Annotated in this window: 14 protein-coding genes and 1 other annotated feature; of the genes, 8 read left to right on the forward strand and 6 right to left on the reverse strand. The window is 46.5% G+C overall.

Annotated elements, in window-relative coordinates:
* Window positions 1-103: 103 nt before the first annotated feature.
* Together P397_RS0105270 and P397_RS0105275 are read left to right on the forward strand one after the other, a co-directional pair.
* Entirely contained in the window at window positions 104-616 is a 513-nt protein-coding gene (locus tag P397_RS0105270; protein WP_028105855.1) for a DUF2179 domain-containing protein, read from the forward strand.
* A gap of 132 nt (window positions 617-748) precedes the next feature.
* On the forward strand, window positions 749-1,189 hold the full coding sequence (locus tag P397_RS0105275; protein ID WP_026832304.1) for a Dps family protein: 441 nt from the start codon (window positions 749-751) through the stop codon (window positions 1,187-1,189).
* 56 nt (window positions 1,190-1,245) lie between these two features.
* Here the strand turns inward: P397_RS0105275 and P397_RS0105280 are convergent, their stop codons facing one another.
* Window positions 1,246-2,358: an aminopeptidase gene (locus P397_RS0105280; RefSeq protein ID WP_026832305.1), complete on the reverse strand. Its 1,113-nt coding sequence runs from the start codon at window positions 2,356-2,358 to the stop codon at window positions 1,246-1,248.
* 140 nt (window positions 2,359-2,498) lie between these two features.
* On the opposite strand from P397_RS0105280, the gene P397_RS0105285 reads away from it, so the two are divergent.
* From P397_RS0105285 to ccpA, 4 genes are all read left to right on the forward strand, one after another.
* A complete protein-coding gene (locus P397_RS0105285) occupies window positions 2,499-3,071 on the forward strand; it encodes a DUF948 domain-containing protein (RefSeq protein WP_026832306.1) in 573 nt (190 codons plus the stop codon).
* Window positions 3,068-3,634, forward strand: coding sequence for a YtxH domain-containing protein (locus P397_RS0105290; protein ID WP_028105856.1), 567 nt, complete (start codon window positions 3,068-3,070; stop codon window positions 3,632-3,634). Before P397_RS0105285 ends, P397_RS0105290 begins: the two co-directional genes overlap by 4 nt.
* A gap of 123 nt (window positions 3,635-3,757) precedes the next feature.
* Window positions 3,758-4,843, forward strand: coding sequence for a bifunctional 3-deoxy-7-phosphoheptulonate synthase/chorismate mutase (locus P397_RS0105295; protein ID WP_026832308.1), 1,086 nt, complete (start codon window positions 3,758-3,760; stop codon window positions 4,841-4,843).
* Between the two features lie 163 nt (window positions 4,844-5,006).
* The gene (ccpA, locus tag P397_RS0105300) at window positions 5,007-6,020 is read left to right on the forward strand and encodes a catabolite control protein A (protein WP_026832309.1); all 1,014 of its coding nucleotides are present in this window, start codon (window positions 5,007-5,009) and stop codon (window positions 6,018-6,020) included.
* Window positions 6,021-6,083: 63 nt separating this feature from the next.
* Here ccpA and P397_RS0105305 read toward each other — a convergent pair whose 3' ends face one another.
* The 4 genes from P397_RS0105305 to P397_RS0105320 all read right to left on the reverse strand — a co-directional run bounded on the left by P397_RS0105305 (window position 6,084) and on the right by P397_RS0105320 (window position 9,420).
* Window positions 6,084-6,842 carry a FixH family protein gene (locus P397_RS0105305; RefSeq protein WP_028105857.1) on the reverse strand — a complete coding sequence of 253 codons (759 nt, stop codon included), beginning with the start codon at window positions 6,840-6,842 and terminating at the stop codon, window positions 6,084-6,086.
* A 114-nt stretch (window positions 6,843-6,956) separates the two neighbouring features.
* On the reverse strand, window positions 6,957-8,147 hold the full coding sequence (locus P397_RS0105310; RefSeq protein ID WP_028105858.1) for an acetoin utilization protein AcuC: 1,191 nt from the start codon (window positions 8,145-8,147) through the stop codon (window positions 6,957-6,959).
* On the reverse strand, window positions 8,144-8,776 hold the full coding sequence (locus tag P397_RS0105315; protein WP_028105859.1) for an acetoin utilization AcuB family protein: 633 nt from the start codon (window positions 8,774-8,776) through the stop codon (window positions 8,144-8,146). The genes P397_RS0105310 and P397_RS0105315 overlap by 4 nt, the downstream gene beginning before the upstream one ends.
* 11 nt (window positions 8,777-8,787) lie before the next feature.
* Window positions 8,788-9,420, reverse strand: coding sequence for a GNAT family N-acetyltransferase (locus P397_RS0105320; protein WP_026832313.1), 633 nt, complete (start codon window positions 9,418-9,420; stop codon window positions 8,788-8,790).
* 146 nt (window positions 9,421-9,566) lie between these two features.
* Here P397_RS0105320 and acsA point away from each other — a divergent pair, with 146 nt between their 5' ends.
* The gene (gene acsA / locus P397_RS0105325; protein ID WP_028105860.1) at window positions 9,567-11,270 is read left to right on the forward strand and encodes an acetate--CoA ligase; all 1,704 of its coding nucleotides are present in this window, start codon (window positions 9,567-9,569) and stop codon (window positions 11,268-11,270) included.
* A 124-nt stretch (window positions 11,271-11,394) separates the two neighbouring features.
* Here acsA and P397_RS0105330 read toward each other — a convergent pair whose 3' ends face one another.
* Window positions 11,395-13,965, reverse strand: coding sequence for a transglycosylase domain-containing protein (locus P397_RS0105330; protein WP_028105861.1), 2,571 nt, complete (start codon window positions 13,963-13,965; stop codon window positions 11,395-11,397).
* A 150-nt stretch (window positions 13,966-14,115) separates the two neighbouring features.
* Window positions 14,116-14,320 (forward strand) — a binding site (T-box leader).
* 50 nt (window positions 14,321-14,370) lie between these two features.
* On the opposite strand from P397_RS0105330, the gene tyrS reads away from it, so the two are divergent.
* The gene (tyrS, locus tag P397_RS0105335) at window positions 14,371-15,618 is read left to right on the forward strand and encodes a tyrosine--tRNA ligase (protein ID WP_026832316.1); all 1,248 of its coding nucleotides are present in this window, start codon (window positions 14,371-14,373) and stop codon (window positions 15,616-15,618) included.
* The last annotated feature ends 1 nt before the right edge of the window (window position 15,619 follow it).

Raw genomic sequence — 15,619 nt, forward strand, 5'->3', positions numbered from 1 at the left:
AAACCGGAGCGATTATTGATTAAAAAAAGTAGTTAATTTTTCATTGCATCTTGAATTGATTTTTGGAATAGTGGGTGTATGTTATTTAGAAAGGAAAGAGGTCATGGGACAGATTTTGCTCATTTTATTATTACAGCTGATTTACGTGCCTGTCTTGACGTTGCGGACGATCATGCTCGTCAAAGGAAGAACCGTCATTGCAGGGGCGCTAGGAACAGTTGAGACGTTGATTTATATCTTTGCACTGGGGGTCGTTTTCCAGGATTTGACGACGCTTGGGATGATCGTTTATGCACTCGGCTTCGGCTTCGGTATCTTGATCGGAGGATTCATTGAACGGAAACTTGCCATTGGTTACAACATGATTCAAGTGCATACACAGGAATTTCCGGCTGAATTGATCCAAGTCATCCGCGATAATGGATTTGGTGTGACCCATTATCAGGGTCAAGGACGTGATGGAGTCCGTTACCGGCTGGATGTGCTCGCTGCACGGACACGGATGAAGGTATTGCGGAATCTGGTGGAAGAATACGAACCCAAAGCCTTTTTAGTGGCGTTTGATTCCGTCGATTTTAAAGGCGGTTATATGTTAAAAGGATTAAAGCGTCCTTGATTGGACATGGTTGAAGTAAAAAAAGTCAAAAGTCGTTCAACGAATCTCCTCTGAAATCATGTTTAACTTTTGTTATTTAAGGATAAAGATGATATAGAACAATACACAGTTTTGTGAGAGGAGAAATCGAAAATGATTAGTAATCATGCTAAAACTGCTTTAAATCAACAGGTAGCAAACTATGGTGTCCTATTCGTCAAACTTCATAATTATCACTGGTATATCAAAGGACCAGATTTCTTAACGTTGCACGTCAAACTGGAAGAACTGTACACATGGGTATCCGAACAGTATGACGTCGTCGCTGAACGTCTGCTCATGAACAACGGAGCACCTTCTGCCACATTAAAGGAATACTTGGAACAAACGACGCTTGAAGAAGCAAAATCAGGTTTGTCGGCGGATGAGATGGTCGAATCGGTCATCAGTGACTTCCAACAAATCCGTAAAGAAATGCTGGATGCCATCGAGCATCTAGAAACACAAGATGTGACGGTAGAGGACGATTTATTGGCACAAGCCAAAGAAATCGAAAAACAAATTTGGATGTTGCGGGCAACGCTAAAAAAATAAGCCCGAAAAAAACGGATGGCTACATCCTGAAACAGGAATGAGCCGTCCGTTTGTCCTTATTTAAGATTCTCTGGATTCAACACGTCGAGTTCAGGAAGAACGAACCGACCATCTTTACGAATCAAGACATCATCGAACCAGATTTCGCCGCCGCCATAATCGGGGCGTTGGATGTTAACCAAGTCCCAATGGACAGAAGAATCATTCCCGTTATAGGCTTCTGCATAGGCTTGACCCGGTGTGAAATGGAAGCTGCCGTCAATCTTCTCATCGAATAAGATGTCCTTCATCGGATGTTGGATGAACGGATTGACACCAATCGCAAACTCACCCACATAGCGGGCACCGGCATCTGTGTCAAACACTTGATTGATGCGTTCCGTATCATTCGCCGTCGCTTCGACGATTTTTCCGTCTTTGAATGTCAACGTGACATTTTCGAACGTGAATCCTTGATACGGTGATGGTGTGTTGTATGCAATCGTTCCATTGATGGAATCCTTGACCGGAGCAGTAAAGACTTCACCGTCTGGGATGTTGGCATTACCGGCACATTTGATTGCTGGAATGTCCTTGATGGAGAACGATAAATCTGTTCCAGGACCAACGAGGCGGACGCGGTCTGTCCGATTCATCAAATCAACAAGCGGTGTCATCGCTTCACCCATTTTGGCATAATCCAATGTACAGACGTCGAAATAAAAATCTTCGAAGGCTTCCGTCGATTGATTGGCCAGTTGCGCCATCGAAGCGGTCGGGAAACGCAGAACGACCCATTTCGTACCTTTGACACGATCTTCCGTATGCATCTTGCCTAACGTCTGGCCGTACAGTTTCATCTTGTCAGACGGCACATCAGACAATTCGTTGATGTTGTTTCCGGCACGTAAACCGATATAGGCATCCATTGCCTGCATTTGTTTTTGTTCCACATCCGCCATCAATTGAAGTTGATCTTCCGAAGCATTACGATACAACTTTCGTAAAATCCGGTTGTCTTTCAATAAAACGAACGGAAGACCACCTGCTTCATAGGCCGCATCGACCAATGCTTCGACGAGTTCACGTTCGATTCCAAAATTTTCGATTAATACTTTTTCACCAGGAGCAAGCGCAACCGAATAATTTATTAAATTCGTTGCAAGTTGGGTAAGACGTGGATCACGCATAAAAAAGTTCCTCCTCAAATGATGTATGTAGGTTTCATTTATCATTGTAACGGAAATAAACCATTTGGAGTAGCAGGAACGACTGTGTCAACGTCGAACTATCAACAAGACACTAGCAAAAGAAAATGGAGGCACGAATCATGGAAATCACATTAGGCGGCATCGCCGGATTAGTAGCTGCGATTGCTTTCGTAGTACTTGTCATCTTTCTTGCCCGCGTCTTAAGCGCAGCAAGCAAGACACTCAATAACGTAGCCGATACGACGGCAGGATTAGAACGTCAATTAGACGGTATCATGATGGAGACGACAGCGTTGTTACATAAAACGAATCGTCTTGTCGATACGATTGAAGAAAAAACAGAATTGCTTGCACCAGTCGCCAACTCGATTGAAGAGTTGGGCACATCACTCAATAAAGTGACGGATTCTGTCCGAACGGTTTCGGATACAGTCGCAGGTGCAGCCGATACGAATAAAGAGCAGATTGCGCAAGCAGTCCGCTGGGGTTCAGTTGCGGTCGAACTCTTCAAGAAAAACAAACCAGAACCGGGTCAAGATGTCTCTTCTTCGACGACTGCTACCACAACAGTTGAAAAGAAACCACGCCGCCGTTTCCGTAAAAAATCAGAAACACCAGTGACGCCGGAAGTCGTTTCTGTACCAGATGTCGAAAGTATTCCAGATGAGTTGAAGGGAGATCGTACGCAATGACAAAACAACACCCATACCAGACACAAGATACTTCAAAAGGTGGCGGATTCCTCGCCGGGATTATCGTAGGAGGATTGCTTGGGGCGGCTGCAGCATTGCTGTCGAGTCCAAAATCAGGTCGTGAGATGCGCGGTATGCTCGACGAGCGCACAGCGCCAGCACGTCAACGTCTGAATGAACAAACACAAGTCGTTCGTGAAAAAGCAGAACCGCTCGTAGGTGAGTGGATTCAATTAGCAAAAGACAAAGCAGCTCCTGTCATTGAAAAAGCAAAGAAAAATCCAACGGTCCAAGAAGCAGCGGAATATTCTGGATTCGAAAAAGATCAATCGAGCATCGATGCAGCACTCGCTGAAGCAGAGCAACTTGTCCGCGATATCGAACGTGAAATCGGAGATGAGGTAGACGGTGCTTCAGTAGCTGAACAACTCGATACGGAAACCGTTGCCGAGTTATCTGAATTACGGGAAGATCTCGAAGGCGAAGAGAACGAAGAAGATACAGAAGACGAGGACAATGATCCCCAGTCAAAATTAAGTCATGAAAAACAACCTAAAAAATAAGTAATCCGAGCGTACTCACTGACTTTAAATAGTGAGTACGTTTTATTTATGTACAATTTCACAAGAGTTCGCTATAATTAGTTGCTATTACGAGCTATATGCTGATTAGGGAGTGGTAGAAGAATGGATCAACATGCAGAATTAAAACGCTTACGTGATGAACTCGACCTGGTAAACGCAGAATTACTTGGATTAATCAACAAACGGGGCGAGATAGCGGTTGAAATCGGTAAAGTAAAACGGGCGCAAGGAATCGATCGGTATGATCCGGTTCGTGAACGCCAGATGCTTGAATCGATTGCAGCGAGTAATCATGGTCCATTTGAAACAGGACGCCTACAGCACGTATTTAAAGAAATTTTCAAAGCCTCTTTGGAACTGCAAGGAGAAGACCGGACACGCAAGTTGCTTGTGTCGCGTAAACAAAAGCCGACGAATACCATCATCCGGATCGGAGATGACGTCATCGGTGACGGCTCGCAACAGCTAATTGCTGGTCCTTGTGCTGTCGAAAGTGAAGAGCAGGTCTTTGAAGTGGCCGAGCAACTCGCGAAGCATGGTGTACGCTTCATGCGTGGTGGAGCTTACAAACCACGGACATCACCATACGATTTCCAGGGTCTCGGTCTAGAAGGATTGAAGATGCTGAAAAAGGCAGCTGATGCCCATGGTCTTCATGTCATCACAGAAATCATGACGCCGAGTGCAGTTGAGTCGGCTTTACCATACGTGGACATCATTCAAGTCGGTGCCCGCAATATGCAAAACTTCGATCTTTTGAAAGAAGTCGGCCGAACGGACAAACCGGTTCTGTTGAAACGTGGTTTGTCAGCGACGCTCGAAGAATTCATGTACGCAGCAGAGTACATCATGGCAAGCGGGAATGAGCAGGTCATCTTGTGTGAACGCGGGATTCGGACGTACGAGCGTGCAACACGAAACACATTGGATATCTCAGCTGTTCCGATTTTGAAGCAAGAAACACATTTGCCTGTCATGGTCGATGTAACGCATTCGACGGGGCGTAAAGACTTGCTCCTGCCGACAGCGAAAGCGGCATACGCAATCGGTGCAGATGCCGTCATGGTAGAAGTCCATCCGTTCCCTGCGCTTGCGCTCTCGGATGCGAACCAACAATTAGATTTTAATGAGTTTGATTCGTTCATCGAGAATCTGACTTCCACTTTTCCGGCACTAAACGTTCAATGATTTTCTAAAAAGGGTAACCTATAGCGAATGAAAACGTTTTACAATGAGGGAAGAATGGGAAAAGAAACATATCTTTTCCTGTCTTCCTTTCGTGTTGCCTAAAAATGAAAATAAAAATGAAAACGAAATCGAAATGATCGCCTAAAATAAGGAGGAATTTGTTTTGAACAGTAATATAACGATTTATGATGTCGCACGGGAAGCCGCCGTGTCGATGGCAACCGTCTCACGTGTGGTGAATGGTAATCCCAATGTCAAACCGTCGACCCGCAAAAAAGTCCAGGATGCGATCGATCAGCTCGGATACCGTCCGAATGCCGTTGCACGAGGACTCGCCAGTAAAAAAACAACGACGGTGGGTGTCATCGTACCGGATATCTCAAACATCTTCTTTGCGGATTTAGCACGCGGGATTGAAGATGTCGCGACGATGTATAAATACAACATCATCTTATGTAACTCGGATCAAAATCCTGAAAAAGAAATTCATTTATTGAATACCTTACTCGGAAAACAAGTGGACGGTATCATCTTCATGGGCGGACGTCTGCACGAGGACCTTGTACGTGAATTCAAAACATCTCCGGTTCCGATTGTACTCGCTGCAACGTTAAATCAAGACTATGACCTTCCAGCGGTCAACATCGACTATGAAAGTGCTGCGCACGATGCAGTCAAGTCATTGATTGACCACGGTCACAAACGAATTGGTTTCATCACGGGACCACTCGAACAGCAGATTAACGGAGAAAAGAAATTTGCAGGATACCGCAGTGCGTTAGAAGAGGCGAACTTGCCGTTTGATGAGCAAAACGTCGTTCTTGGAAACTATACGTATGATTCAGGAATGAAAGCGATGAATCAATTGCTTGAATTAGGAGCGGATTGCCCCCGTGCAATCTTTGCCGGAACCGACGAGATGGCACTGGGTGTCATTCATGCCTTACAGGATGCAGGTCATCAGGTGCCGCAAGATTTCGAAGTCATCGGGCATGACAACACGCGTCTCGCAACGATGATTCGTCCGAAACTGACGACTGTCGTCCAGCCGATGTATGATATCGGAGCGGTTTCGATGCGTTTGTTGACAAAAATTTTAAATAAAGAAGAAATCGAAACAAATGATGTCACGTTACCGCACCGGATTGAGGAACGCGACTCGACTCGTTCTTCGTGAAAACAACAAATCCCCTTTGCTTTTCCAAGATGTTAACGGAAAAGCGAAGGGGATTTTGTATGATTATTTCTTAACAGTAACGAGTTGATCCTGATGATGATGCAATTGGTCATTTTCGACATGAAGACGAACTGTTGCAGTACCAGGATGAGTAAGTGATACCTCACCCACGTATTGATCCGCTTGTTTCGTCAAAGGAATGTACGTGTGCTTCTCGACACCCGGTTCAATGACTTCGATTTGAACATCGGCCTGGAGGGGTTTGCCATCGAGAAAGACATGAAAGGCAATCGGAAGTTTTGCTCCGACCATCGTCTTTTTTGCACCCATGTAGTGGACGGTTAAGCCCTCTGCAGCCGCGTGCTCATGCTCATCTGCCGGCTTTGCTGCTTTTTTTTCATGCGAGTGATTCATGACGATAAAAGAAATCTTGTCCATGTGATGGAGTCCTTTTTTATCATTGATATGATAAAGTCCTTCATATTCACCTTCTGCAAGCTTCGCTTCCGCTTGATAGGTACCGGTTTTCTTTAAAGTTGCCTTGATTTTTTTATGTGCAGCTTCTTTTTCATCTGCTTTCCAGACTTCAAACGTCACGTCTTCGACGTTCACTGCTTTTTTGTTCTCAAGTGCGGTTGCTTGGAAGACGACTTTTTGATTCTCCATTGTTTTTGCCGGAACCTCGACCTTGACGTCAACAGCTGGTTTTCCAGACCCTTGCATCGTGTCGTGATCCATCGCTTGTTTCTCATTGCCGCATCCGACGAGTAACAAACCACTTGCTAAAAATACCCCCGTTAAACCAATCGTTGTTTTCTTCATCTTTTGTTCCCCCAATTGTTCGTTTACTAAGTAAAGTAATGAGACCTTATTCAGTATACCAAGAACTTGTGAAGTCCCAACGAACTAATTGTGAAAAGAACAAGACGTTTTTCCTTATTTGGAGTAGGGGGAGTGCGCCGACAAGTGTTCTTTTTTGGTGTCGTCCACAAACGGCCAAAGCAGCCGTTTGACCGTCTCCCAGTTCTTCTCCTCGATTTCAGGACGCCTTGGAATCGTCGGATAGAGCGGAAAGCGATCCCGCCAGGTTGTCGGTACGTCCGGGCTTTCGGTCTGCCAGCGTGTGACCCACGAAGCGGGAAGATCACCTTTAAAAGGCGGACGATTCGTCAAAGCAGCAAAGACTTGGCTCCAGGCACGGGGCACGACACGATACCAGTCATACCCACCGCCACCTAAAGCGACGATTCGGCCATCTGTGTAACGGTTCGCCGCCTCGACGGCGATTTGAGGAATTTTTTCATAACTCTCCATCGTCAAAGACAGGTGGGTCAACGGATCGAGAGCATGGGCGTCTGCACCGTTTTGTGTAATGATTAAATCCGGTTTGAACAATTCACAGGCTTCAAATAACACCGTCCGGTAGGCATCCAGGAATGAACCGTCTTCCGTAAACGCATCAAACGGAATATTCCAGCTGAATCCATAACCTTCTTCGGCACCACGCTCCGTGACCATCCCTGTCCCCGGAAACAGATAACGGCCGGTCTCGTGAAGGGATAGGGTCATGGCATCCGCCCGGTTATAAAACGCCCATTGCACGCCATCGCCATGATGCGCATCCGTATCGACATATAAAATTCGACAGTTATATTTTTGAATCATCGCCGCCATAGCGACCGCCGTATCATTATAAATGCAGAATCCGGAAGCCCGCCCCCGGAAGCCGTGGTGCAACCCGCCCCCGATATGAAATGTCCGGCGGTATTGACCCGATAAGACAAGGTCACATGCTTCGATGGTTCCGCCGACGAGTAACGCCGCACTTTCATGCATATTCGTAAATAAAGGTGTATCCTCCGTCCCGAGACCATACATCTGGGCTTTCATCGGAGAAAGCTCGCCGTGTCCTGCGAGTTTCACCGCCTGAATGTAGTCCGGATCATGGATCAGTAACAGTTCCTCGTCCGTCGCCGGTCGAGGAGCACGACAGTCTACCGTATCGAGCACGCCCATTGCTTCAAGCAGAGAGACCGTCAACTCCAACCGGATGGGGTTGAAAGGGTGGGTGTCTGAAAAACGATAGTGTGCTTCTTCTTGACTGTATACATAGGCAAAGTCCTTCATCGACTGACATCCGGACCGAGTACATCAAATCCTTCCTTTCGTAATTTTTCGATGATACGAATCGGATTCATTGTCTGGACACGAAAGGCAACGATGCGGACGTAAGGATCTTTTGTAGGATAGACGAGAACATTTAGGATGTTGACGTTGGTTTTAGCGAGCAGACCAGCAATCTTTGCGAGTGTACCGGCAGTACTCTCGACCCGGATTTCGATTTGGGAACTCGGCTCCAAAGCCCCGGTCAATTGGACGAACGTCCGCAGCAAGTCCGTTTCCGTAATCAGTCCGACCAGCCGTCGGCCCCTGACAATTGGCAGGCAAGACAACCGGTATTCGTAAAATAAGACGGCAGCATCTTCGATGAAATCAAGCGGATGTGCAGTCATCGGGTTGCGTTGCATGATGCTGGAAACCGGATTTTGCTGATCCGTTAAAAAGGTATCCGGATGAAAGATGCTGCTGGCGCTTTGAAGTTCAGTCAGTCCAATCAGACCAAGCAGTTCATGGCGGGCATTTGTGACCGGCAGATGACGAATCTGGTGACGGCGCATCAGCTCAGCCGCATGAGCGATCGAATTGGTAGGTTGAATCGTGATGCAATGTGTTTTCATGATTTGTTCGATTAACATGCGATCCCTCCTTAATCGTACATGAAGCGTCGGCGGAGGCGTAACGCATCAAAATGCGCCACGACTTCCGGCGCCACGTGTGTACCGATTCGTGCCATCAAACAATTAGCGGGGTGGGAAGCAATTTCCGGATCGTCTGTCGGGAAAAAAACAAGTCCGCCATGATTCATCATTTTTTCCATGATTTTGCGGTAGTCCCAAACGGAGAGACCACTCCCCTTTAAGTCCCAATGCCAATAATATTCAGTCGTTAAAATCAAGTAGTGCTCCATTGCCGGATCGAGCATCGAAACTTCAAGCAGTTTCTTGCCGATTTGCTGGCCGCGAAAACGAGCGGCCACTTCGATGGCACCGAGCTCTAGAATATACGGGTTGTTGCCTTCACTCCATGTTTCATAGGGATCTGGGTAAAGGAACGTGACATAACCGATGATGTCCGTTCCTTGTCGTGCGATAATGATACGTCCCTCTTCCAAGGCGGCGATTTCGACAAGGGCCTGATGTTGTTCGAGTGGTTGTCTGAAAGCCGTTAATCCTGGATCTAACGTGTACGTAGACAGAATCTGACTGGTAACCGGTCCCTCGATTTCGACCGGACCAAGCGATGTTTCATGAGTACGATGATTGAATTGTTTTTCAAACATGTAAGCGTCACCACCTTCTTGTTTATTATAGTCGAAAGCAGGTGGTGAAAGAGAGGGATTTTTTAACAAATTGGCGGCAAATGGATTGAACTACACGATAACTAGCTTATAATGTAAGAGAGAACAGAGAAGGGGAGGAACGAGACATGAAAGTTTTGAAAGCGCTTCCGGGGAAGCATTGGTTATCTGAATATGACGGGTCAGATTCATACGATTGGCAAGAAGCGGAACAATATTTTTCTTGGGCAACGACGGGGAAAATCAATATGGCCCACGAAGCAATTGATCGTCATGCTGAAGGTGAACGAGCTGATAAAAAAGCATTAATCTACTTTGACGGGACGACCGAACAAAGTTTCACCTATGCGGATATGAAACGATTGACGAACAAGGCGGCAAACGTCCTAACAGATGCGGGAATCCAAGCAGGAGATCGAATTTTCATCTTCATGCCACGTTCACCAGAACTGTATTTTGCGTTACTTGGTGCACTCAAAGTCGGGGCAATCGTTGGTCCGTTGTTTGAAGCCTTCATGGAGCAGGCTGTCCGGGACCGGTTGCTTGATTCCGAAGCGAAGATGCTGATTACGACAAAAGCCTTGTTGCCTCGTGTGCCGGTAGAGGAGTTGTCTTCACTCGAACAGATCTTCCTGGTGGATGAAGAGGTCGAAGAAGACGGCAAAATTTCTGATTTCCGGATTGCTTTTGAACAAGCCTCAGAGTCGTTTGAGCCGGTCTGGCTGGACCGGGAAGACGGGCTGATTCTACACTATACGTCTGGTTCGACCGGAAAACCTAAAGGGGTCCTTCACGTTCAAAATGCGATGATTCAACACATGATGACGGGACGTTGGGTTCTGGATTTGCAGGAAGAGGATGTCTACTGGTGCACAGCCGATCCTGGTTGGGTGACGGGAACGAGTTACGGTATCTTTGCTCCATTCTTAAACGGTGCAACGAATGTCGTCGTTGGCGGTCGCTTTAATCCCGACTTCTGGTACAGTGTCATCGAAAAGTATAAAGTGACGGTCTGGTACAGTGCGCCAACCGCATTCCGGATGTTGATGGGGGCCGGGGCGGAAGTGGCAAACACGCATGACTTGTCGAGTTTACGTCATGTCCTGTCTGTTGGGGAACCATTGAACCCGGAAGTCATCCGGTGGGGAAAAGAAGCTTTTGATCAACGGATTCACGATACGTGGTGGATGACGGAGACAGGGGCGATGATGATTTGTAACTATAAATCGATGGACATCAAACCGGGATCGATGGGGAAACCGATTCCTGGCACCAAAGCAGCCATCGTTGATGACCAAGGCAATGAGCTGCCACCTTTCCGGATGGGGAATTTAGCGCTTAAAACACCATGGCCGTCGATGATGCGTCAAATTTGGAACAATCCGCAAAAATACGAGTCTTACTTCTTTAAAGGATGGTACGTTTCAGGAGATTCGGCTTACATGGATGATGAAGGATACTTCTGGTTCCAAGGACGCGTCGATGACGTCATCATGACAGCTGGAGAACGTGTGGGTCCTTTTGAAGTCGAAAGCCGCCTTGTCGAGCATCCAGCCGTAGCAGAAGCAGGGGTCATCGGGAAACCGGATCCGGTTCGTGGTGAAATCATCAAAGCCTTCATCTCTTTACGTGATGGGTATGAACCGACGGAAGAACTAAAACAAGAAATTCAAACGTTTGTCAAAGAAGGTCTTGCAGCACATGCTGCGCCGCGGGAAATCGATTTCCGCGATAAACTTCCGAAAACCCGAAGCGGTAAAATCATGCGTCGCGTCTTAAAAGCATGGGAACTTAATCTCGAAGCAGGCGATCTTTCGACGATGGAAGATTGATAGATTGAAAGCAGAGAAATAGGAATGAAGCATACAAATAACCCGCTTCCAGCGTAAGCTCGGAAGCGGGTTATTTGTATGAAAAAACACTGATCCTTTCAGATCAGTGTTTTTAGTAAAGAAGTTATTCGGTTTCTTGCTTGGCATCATTTTCTTTCTTTTTAGCGTCCGCCTCGGCTTTGCGTTTGGCTTCAGCCTCTGCCTTCGCTTTGGCATCGGCGTCAGCTTTACGTTTCGCATCAGCCTCAGCTTTGGCATCGGCGTCGGCTTTGCGTTTCGCATCAGCCTCAGCTTTGGCATCGGCGTCGGCTTTGCGTTTCGCGTCAGCGTCTGCTTTCGCTTCGGCGTCAGCTTTACGTTTCGCGTCCGCATCCGCTTTTTCATCCTCGGCTTTTTGTTTGGCATCTTCAGCTTTCGCTGCATCTTCTTTTTTCTTTTCTTCTGCTTGCTTTTTCTTTTCTTCAGCGGCTTTTTTCTTCGCCTCTGCTTCTTTTTTCTTTTTATCCTCTTCTTTGAAACGACCTGTATTTTTAAAGTCGTTGGCGCTGACTGACGCTGGCTGGTTAAAGCGGGCATCTGACTTGAAGTAACTGCTGTTTGCGTTATACGTCAGATTCGCCATTTGAGCCCATAGATTTTGCGTCCGTTGGTAATATGTCGTCGCACCTAGCAAGGAATTGTTTTGGTCGTGTCCCGTCCAGACAGCAAGTGTGACACCTGGTGTAGAGGCGACGAGGTACGAATCCTTAATTTCGTTTGTCGTTCCTGTTTTACCGGCCCAATCTCCAGGTGCATTGAGTAAGGAATTAGCGTACTGGGCTGTTCCTTTATCAAAGACACCACGCATCATATCAAGCGTGAGATATGCCGTACGGTCTTGATAAATCTGTTTTTTCTTCGCTTTTGCTTTGTAAATGTTTTTACCGTCTTTTGTAATCTTCGAGATGACATATGGTTTCACGTATTCACCGTAGTTCGCAAGTGTTGCATAAGCACCTGCCAGTTCAACTGGAGTGATTTCCATTGTCCCGAGCGCGGCAGACGGCGCATAACGAATGTTATCGGGAATTTCGATGCCCATGTCGACTAGCTTTTGAATCGAGTTTGACATGTTCATTTTTTCGTACGTCTTAACAGCCGGAACGTTTAATGAGAGTTCCAATGCTTCCCGAACCGTGACATTCCCACGATAACGTCCACCTTCGTTGTTGATCGGGTTGTCACCCGGTTGACGAGGAACGGTCTGGTAATAGTATTCTTCATCGTTGATGGTCGAAGCTGGCGTAATTAATCCATTTTCGATTCCGTTTGAATAAACAAGAATCGGTTTCGCTGTAGATCCGATTTGGCGTTTTGCTTGGAAGGCGCGGTTGAAATCGTCCGCTGTCCCATCGGTGTAGCGACCGCCGACAAAACCAAGAATACGACCGGTTTCGTTTTGCATCAAGACGGCAGCTGTTTCTTCCGGATCTTTTTTCGTGACCGTCTTTTTCGTTTTCGGATCGACGACTTGCTTGTATTGCGGAGCTCCCGGGAAGTTCGCCGCATTTTTGGCAGGTGTCTGCATCGCTTCATGAATTTTTTTGTCGAGTGTCAAATGAATTTTATAACCACCTTGACGGATGGCAACAAGTGCCTGATCTCGATAGTTGGCTTTGACTTCGGCCAGTTCAGACGGTTTCACTTCGTCTTCCTTGACACCATCTTGTTTCATGAGGTAACTGGTCATGATTTTTAACGCTTCTTTTTCGGCTAAATCATAGACATACGGGTACGTGTCGCGTGAACGGGTTGATGTTTTAGCGAAATCTTTTGTAATGTCATATTTGACAGCCTTTTCGTACTGCGCTTTTGTGATGTTTTTAGCAACATACATCCGCTTTAAAACAGTTTTCATGCGGTTCGTGCTCGGTGTTAAGTCTTTTTTGACAACACCGCCTTGAAGGTATGGCGTGTAATAGTAAGGGTTCTTCGGAATACCGGCCAAGAAGGCAGCTTGCGGTAACGTCAGTTTCTTGGCGGGTTTATTAAACACGCCGCGTGACGCTGCTTCGATTCCGGCGATGTTCCGCCCTAAAGAGTTTCGTCCGAATGAGACGACGTTCAGATACGCTTGAAGAATTTCATCTTTTGTCATGGCGTTTTCAAGACGCAGTGCCAGAATGATTTCTTTTGCTTTCCGTTCGAACGAGACTTCGTTCGTTAAAATCTGGTTTTTGATGAGCTGTTGTGTCAACGTACTTCCGCCTGTTCGTGAAGCAGAGTTCGTCAGCTCTTGAAGAACGGCACGTAATGTTGCTTTTGGCACAACACCATCATGTTCGTAAAAATCAACATCTTCTGTTGAGAGGACTGCATCAAGCAGGTAAGGTGAGATTTCTTTGATATCAACGGGTTGACGTTCTTCATCAGTCGAGATGTTCGTCAACTTTTCGCCGCTGCCCCAGTAAATTTCGCTGGTGATCGCATAGCTGTTCACTTGTTGTTTCATGTCTGCCAGTTGTGGTGCTTTCGTATCCTTGACGAGTGATGCGAAATAGCCGCCAGCTGCACCGACAGAAAAACTTCCGACGAGTAAGACACCTATGATGAGGAATAAAATGATATTCCAAGATACGTCGTATGTGATATTCGACCAGTGCCGAACGGCTTTCGTTCGGGGGTGATTCCAAAACTTGAACCAGTTCTCGCGCATAAATGATCTCCTTTACATCTTAAACTTGGGTGTAAATTAACATTAAATCACAGATAGACGTATTATACCATATCTGAAGTATTAGAAAGTGGCTTGACAGTGGATTCTGCTTCGACGTATCATGGAAACATCTTAGGATAATTATATAAAAAATAAGCTGTGAATGGAATTAAGTAATGAATCGCTCCCTGTATCAGAGACCTAGTGGTGCTGCGAACTAGGACATAGCGCTTTCATGAATTACGCTTTCAGGAGCTTCTTGAGAAATCAAGCGGACTGTGCCCCGTTATCGGCAATCTAAGTGGCATGAGGATCATGCAATTAGGGTGGTACCACGGAATATTCCGTCCCTTCGTTTATACGAGGGGACGGTTTTTTTTTAGACTATTTTTAGGGGGAAGACAGATGACGTTACTTGAAGATTTAGAGTTTCGCGGCTTAATCAGCCAACTGACAGATGAAGAAGGAATTAAGGAATTGTTAGCCAGTCCGACGACACTGTATACAGGATTTGATCCGACGGCAGATTCCCTGCACATCGGACATTTATTGCCGATCCTTGTTCTTAAACGCTTCCAAGAAGCCGGACACCATGTCATCGGCTTAGTGGGTGGCGCTACCGGAATGATCGGGGACCCGAGTGGTCGTTCGACGGAACGTTCATTAAATACATCGGATATCGTCGAAGAATTCGCGAACCGGATCAAAGGACAATTGTCTCGCTTTTTACCGCTTGCAGGAGAAAATCCGGTGACGATCGCCAATAACCTGGACTGGACAAAGGATTTGACGATCATTGATTTCTTACGCGACATCGGAAAACATTTCCCGATCAGCTACATGCTGGCGAAGGATTCCGTCGATTCGCGTCTCCAAAATGGGATTTCGTTCACGGAATTTTCATACATGTTGCTGCAATCATTTGATTTCCTGAAGTTGTACGAAAATGAAGGATGCCGCCTTCAAGTTGGAGGAAGCGACCAGTGGGGGAATATCACAGCAGGAATGGAATTGATCCGCCGCGTCGGTCATGATCAAAAAGCATTCGGCATGACGGTTCCACTTGTCACGAAATCAGACGGACAGAAATTCGGAAAAACAGCCGGCGGCGCAGTCTGGCTCGATGCCGATAAAACGACGCCATACGAGTTTTACCAATTTTGGTTTAACGTCGACGATCTCGATGTCATCAAGTTCTTAAAATACTTTACGTTCCTGACGCATGAAGAAATCGGAAATCTCCAAACAGAAGTCGAGACAGCACCGGAAAAACGGATTGCCCAACGTCGACTGGCAGAAGAAATGACAGTTCTCGTTCACGGAACGGATGCATTGGAACAAGCGAAACGCATCACACAAGCGCTCTTCAGCGGTGAAATCAAATCATTGAAAGCAGAAGACATTGCCGATGCTTTCAAAGGGATGCCGCGTTTTACACTTGGTGAAGCAACGAACCTGGTCGATGTCCTCGTTGAAGCAAACATCAGCCCGTCAAAACGTCAAGCACGCGAAGATGTGACGAACGGGGCGATCTACATCAATGGAGATCGGGAACAGGAATTGACGAAAGAGATTACAAAACAAGATGCGATTGGTGATTTCACAATCATTCGCCGTGGGAAGAAGAAATACTTTGTGCTCGAGCACGCTTAAA

The organism is Exiguobacterium undae DSM 14481 (assembly GCF_000620805.1).
Taxonomy (GTDB): Bacteria; Bacillota; Bacilli; order Exiguobacteriales; family Exiguobacteriaceae; genus Exiguobacterium_A; species Exiguobacterium_A undae.

Excerpts from the sequence above, each read along its gene's own strand:
- P397_RS0105280 (WP_026832305.1), bottom strand. The coding sequence starts at position 2,358 with ATGCGTGATCCACGTCTTACCCAACTTGCAACGAATTTAATAAATTAT.
- P397_RS0105270 (WP_028105855.1), top strand. The coding sequence starts at position 104 with ATGGGACAGATTTTGCTCATTTTATTATTACAGCTGATTTACGTGCCT.
- P397_RS0105305 (WP_028105857.1), bottom strand. The coding sequence starts at position 6,842 with ATGAAGAAAACAACGATTGGTTTAACGGGGGTATTTTTAGCAAGTGGT.
- P397_RS0105320 (WP_026832313.1), bottom strand. The coding sequence starts at position 9,420 with ATGTTTGAAAAACAATTCAATCATCGTACTCATGAAACATCGCTTGGT.
- P397_RS0105295 (WP_026832308.1), top strand. The coding sequence starts at position 3,758 with ATGGATCAACATGCAGAATTAAAACGCTTACGTGATGAACTCGACCTG.
- P397_RS0105285 (WP_026832306.1), top strand. The coding sequence starts at position 2,499 with ATGGAAATCACATTAGGCGGCATCGCCGGATTAGTAGCTGCGATTGCT.
- P397_RS0105310 (WP_028105858.1), bottom strand. The coding sequence starts at position 8,147 with ATGAAGGACTTTGCCTATGTATACAGTCAAGAAGAAGCACACTATCGT.
- tyrS (WP_026832316.1), top strand. The coding sequence starts at position 14,371 with ATGACGTTACTTGAAGATTTAGAGTTTCGCGGCTTAATCAGCCAACTG.
- P397_RS0105315 (WP_028105859.1), bottom strand. The coding sequence starts at position 8,776 with ATGTTAATCGAACAAATCATGAAAACACATTGCATCACGATTCAACCT.
- P397_RS0105275 (WP_026832304.1), top strand. The coding sequence starts at position 749 with ATGATTAGTAATCATGCTAAAACTGCTTTAAATCAACAGGTAGCAAAC.
- P397_RS0105290 (WP_028105856.1), top strand. The coding sequence starts at position 3,068 with ATGACAAAACAACACCCATACCAGACACAAGATACTTCAAAAGGTGGC.
- acsA (WP_028105860.1), top strand. The coding sequence starts at position 9,567 with ATGAAAGTTTTGAAAGCGCTTCCGGGGAAGCATTGGTTATCTGAATAT.
- P397_RS0105330 (WP_028105861.1), bottom strand. The coding sequence starts at position 13,965 with ATGCGCGAGAACTGGTTCAAGTTTTGGAATCACCCCCGAACGAAAGCC.